The 2,808-nt window shown below is 33.7% G+C and carries 3 protein-coding genes; all 3 read left to right on the plus strand.

The window, feature by feature from the left end:
• The first annotated feature begins 40 nt into the window (after nucleotides 1-40).
• On the plus strand, nucleotides 41-238 hold the full coding sequence (locus COU51_04725; GenBank protein PIR66288.1) for a DNA-binding protein: 198 nt from the start codon (nucleotides 41-43) through the stop codon (nucleotides 236-238).
• 4 nt (nucleotides 239-242) lie between these two features.
• Nucleotides 243-2,144, plus strand: a complete 1,902-nt coding sequence (locus tag COU51_04730) for a DNA methyltransferase (protein PIR66289.1) — start codon at nucleotides 243-245, stop codon at nucleotides 2,142-2,144.
• A gap of 2 nt (nucleotides 2,145-2,146) precedes the next feature.
• Nucleotides 2,147-2,808, plus strand: a 662-nt coding sequence (locus COU51_04735; protein PIR66290.1) for a hypothetical protein, incomplete at its 3' end; no start/stop codon positions are given.

Here is a 2,808-nt window from a genome sequence, read left to right on the forward strand (position 1 = left end):
TTAATAGTAAATAATTACTATCCACAAAGAATATTTTAATATGATAGCCCAAAATATAAAAAAATATCGCAAGAAAAAGGGCGTTTCGCAGGATAAACTTTCTAAACTTGCCGGAGTAACTTATAATACAATTATCAAAATTGAATCCGGCGCAACATTAAATCCAAGGGTTGATACATTAAGGCTTATTGCAAAAGCCCTTGGTGTTACCGTAGATAGTTTATTAAACGGAAAATAAAAATATGCACTCCAACAAACCAAAAAATAGTGAGGTTGATGCCTACACTTATATAAAAGAGGAATTGGAAAAGCTTGGTTGGAATGTAAAAAATCCAGCCCGTGTTTCCGACGGCGAAGTTTATAAACAAAATGAAGTTTTGGCGCATAAGGAACTAAAAAAATATCTCGTCAGAGATATGCCTGAGGCGGTTGTTAAGTTGAACGAAAACGAGTTTTGGGCGATAGAAAGTAAAAGGGACAAAAAAGATATTGACATCGCTTTAAATGAAGCGATTGATCAATATGCTAAAAAAATCAATCAAAGCGGGAAAATAAAATGTGTTATTGCTTCTGGTGTAGCTGGCAACGATACAGACGGATATAAAGTAATCAACAAATACTTAAAAAATGGGAAGTGGGAAACGATCCTTTTTAATGGAAAGACTAAAAATATTTTGCTTTCAAAAAATCAAGCAAGGTATATTTTAGAACACGATACAATCAACTGGCTTGAATTTCCTGATCTTCCAGAGACAAAATACATTAGTGCCGCGGTAGAAATAAACGAAATTCTTCATAATGCCGGAATAAATAAAAACAAGCGCGCAAGATTTATCGCTGGTCTCGTGCTGTCATTGTCGGTTGACGAAGAAATAGATTTAACAACAGGAAATACTAAATTACTTGTAAAAAATATAAATAATCTCATAGAACGAAAACTTGAGGAGGTCAAAAAAGAGAATTTTATAGATTTTCTTAAATTAGAACTTCCTCCAAGTACGGAAAATCATATTAAATATAGGCAAGCCATAATAGAAACATTGAAAGAGTTACAAACATTGGATATCAAAAATGCAATGGCTTCGGGGAAAGATGTTTTGGGCGAATTTTATGATAAGTTTTTAAAATATGGAAATGGAGCAAAGGAAATAGGCATTGTCTTAACACCAAGACATATTACTAAATTTGCTGTTGAAGTATTAAATGTAAAATTTAATGATTATGTTTTAGACCCTGCTTGTGGTACCGGTGGTTTTTTGGTGTCGGCTTTTGATTATGTGAGAAATAGCGCAACACCTAAACAAATTGACGAATTTAAAAATTACCATATATTTGGGACAGATCAAGATGATGAAGTGATTGCGCTAGCTTTAGTTAATATGATTTTCAGAGGTGATGGTAGAAATAATATGAATGAAGGGAATTGTTTCCAAAAAAGTATAGAAAAAACAAATAAAGACGGGTTTGTTACGGGCAAGTTTGATGTGAGAAGTGGCAATATTCCGCCGAAAAATCCTATTATCACAAAAGTTTTAATGAACCCGCCCTTTGCTTTAAAAAAGGGAGACGAAAAAGAAAGCGATTTTATTGACTATGCTTTGTCGCAAATGGAAGACGGTGGCATTCTTTTCGTTATTGTTCCTATTTCCGTTATGGTTGAAGGCTCGGGTAAAAATTGGAGAAAAGAGTTATTGGAAAATAACACCGTTTTATCTGTTGTAACATTTCCCGAAGATCTTTTTTATCCTGTTAGCGTTGGTACCATTGGAGTTTTTGTTAAAAAAGGAATTCCACACGATTTTGATAATCAAAAAGTTTATTTTGCGAGAGCGATTTTTGATGGATTTCGTAAAAAGAAAGGTAAAAGAATCGTGGTTGAGAATAGTGAAAATACACTCAAAGAAGTAGAGGGCGAGCTAAAGGGATTTTTGGCGAATCAAAATTTAAAACTTAAAGATGTGCCGGAATTTAAAAAAATATGTCTGCTGGATAAATCTGATATAGGCGTTGAATTAGTACCCGAGGCATATATTGAAAGCAAAATCCCTACCTTAGAGGAAATAGAAAATGGAGTCGGAGAGATGATAAGAGAGGCAATCGCGTTTAGAATTAAATATTCCAACAAACTTGAGAATAAAAAATAGTTATGATAACAACAATCGGACAATTTTTTAAAATAGAATACGGTCAAAAAGAATACCACAACAAAGAGCGGCTTGAGGGAAGTGATGGTCAAAATATTTTAATTTCTTCTACAGGAGAAGACAATGGTATTTTTGGTTTCTTTGATATTAGTAATAATTATCAAGCCCCTTTTATAACCGTGCCAAGCACGGGAACGGTTGGGCAAGCGTTTATCCAAGAGCAAGATTGTTCCGTTGATGATAATTGTTTAGTTTTGATGCCTATTAAAAAATTATCTAAAGAAGAATTGTTCCAAATTGCTTTTCAAATTAGATTAAATAAATGGAAATATAGATATGGCAGGCAGATAACGCCGGAAAGATTGGCGACGCAAAAAATTAGTTTAATAGATAGTAAACTAAGCTATGAAAAAATATCTCAAAAATTGCTTCCCAAAAAAGTTAGCAAGGTCAAAATTAAAACGAATACCAATATTAAATTAAAACGAGTTGATGAAATTTGTGATATTTTAAAAAAGAGCGCGCTTCCGCAAAATACTATGGATCTTGACGGAACGCCCTATGTAACAACTACATCGAAGGATAATGGTGTCTCTAATTGGGTCAATGAGGAACCAAACGCTAAGGGAAAATGCCTTACCGTTGCTCTCAACGGAAGTGTCGG

Source organism: Parcubacteria group bacterium CG10_big_fil_rev_8_21_14_0_10_36_14 (genome assembly GCA_002772895.1).
Taxonomy (GTDB): Bacteria; Patescibacteriota; Patescibacteriia.

Bases quoted from the DNA above. Each gene is read 5' to 3' on its own strand.
- COU51_04725 (PIR66288.1), top strand. From the start codon at position 41: ATGATAGCCCAAAATATAAAAAAATATCGCAAGAAAAAGGGCGTTTCG.
- COU51_04730 (PIR66289.1), top strand. From the start codon at position 243: ATGCACTCCAACAAACCAAAAAATAGTGAGGTTGATGCCTACACTTAT.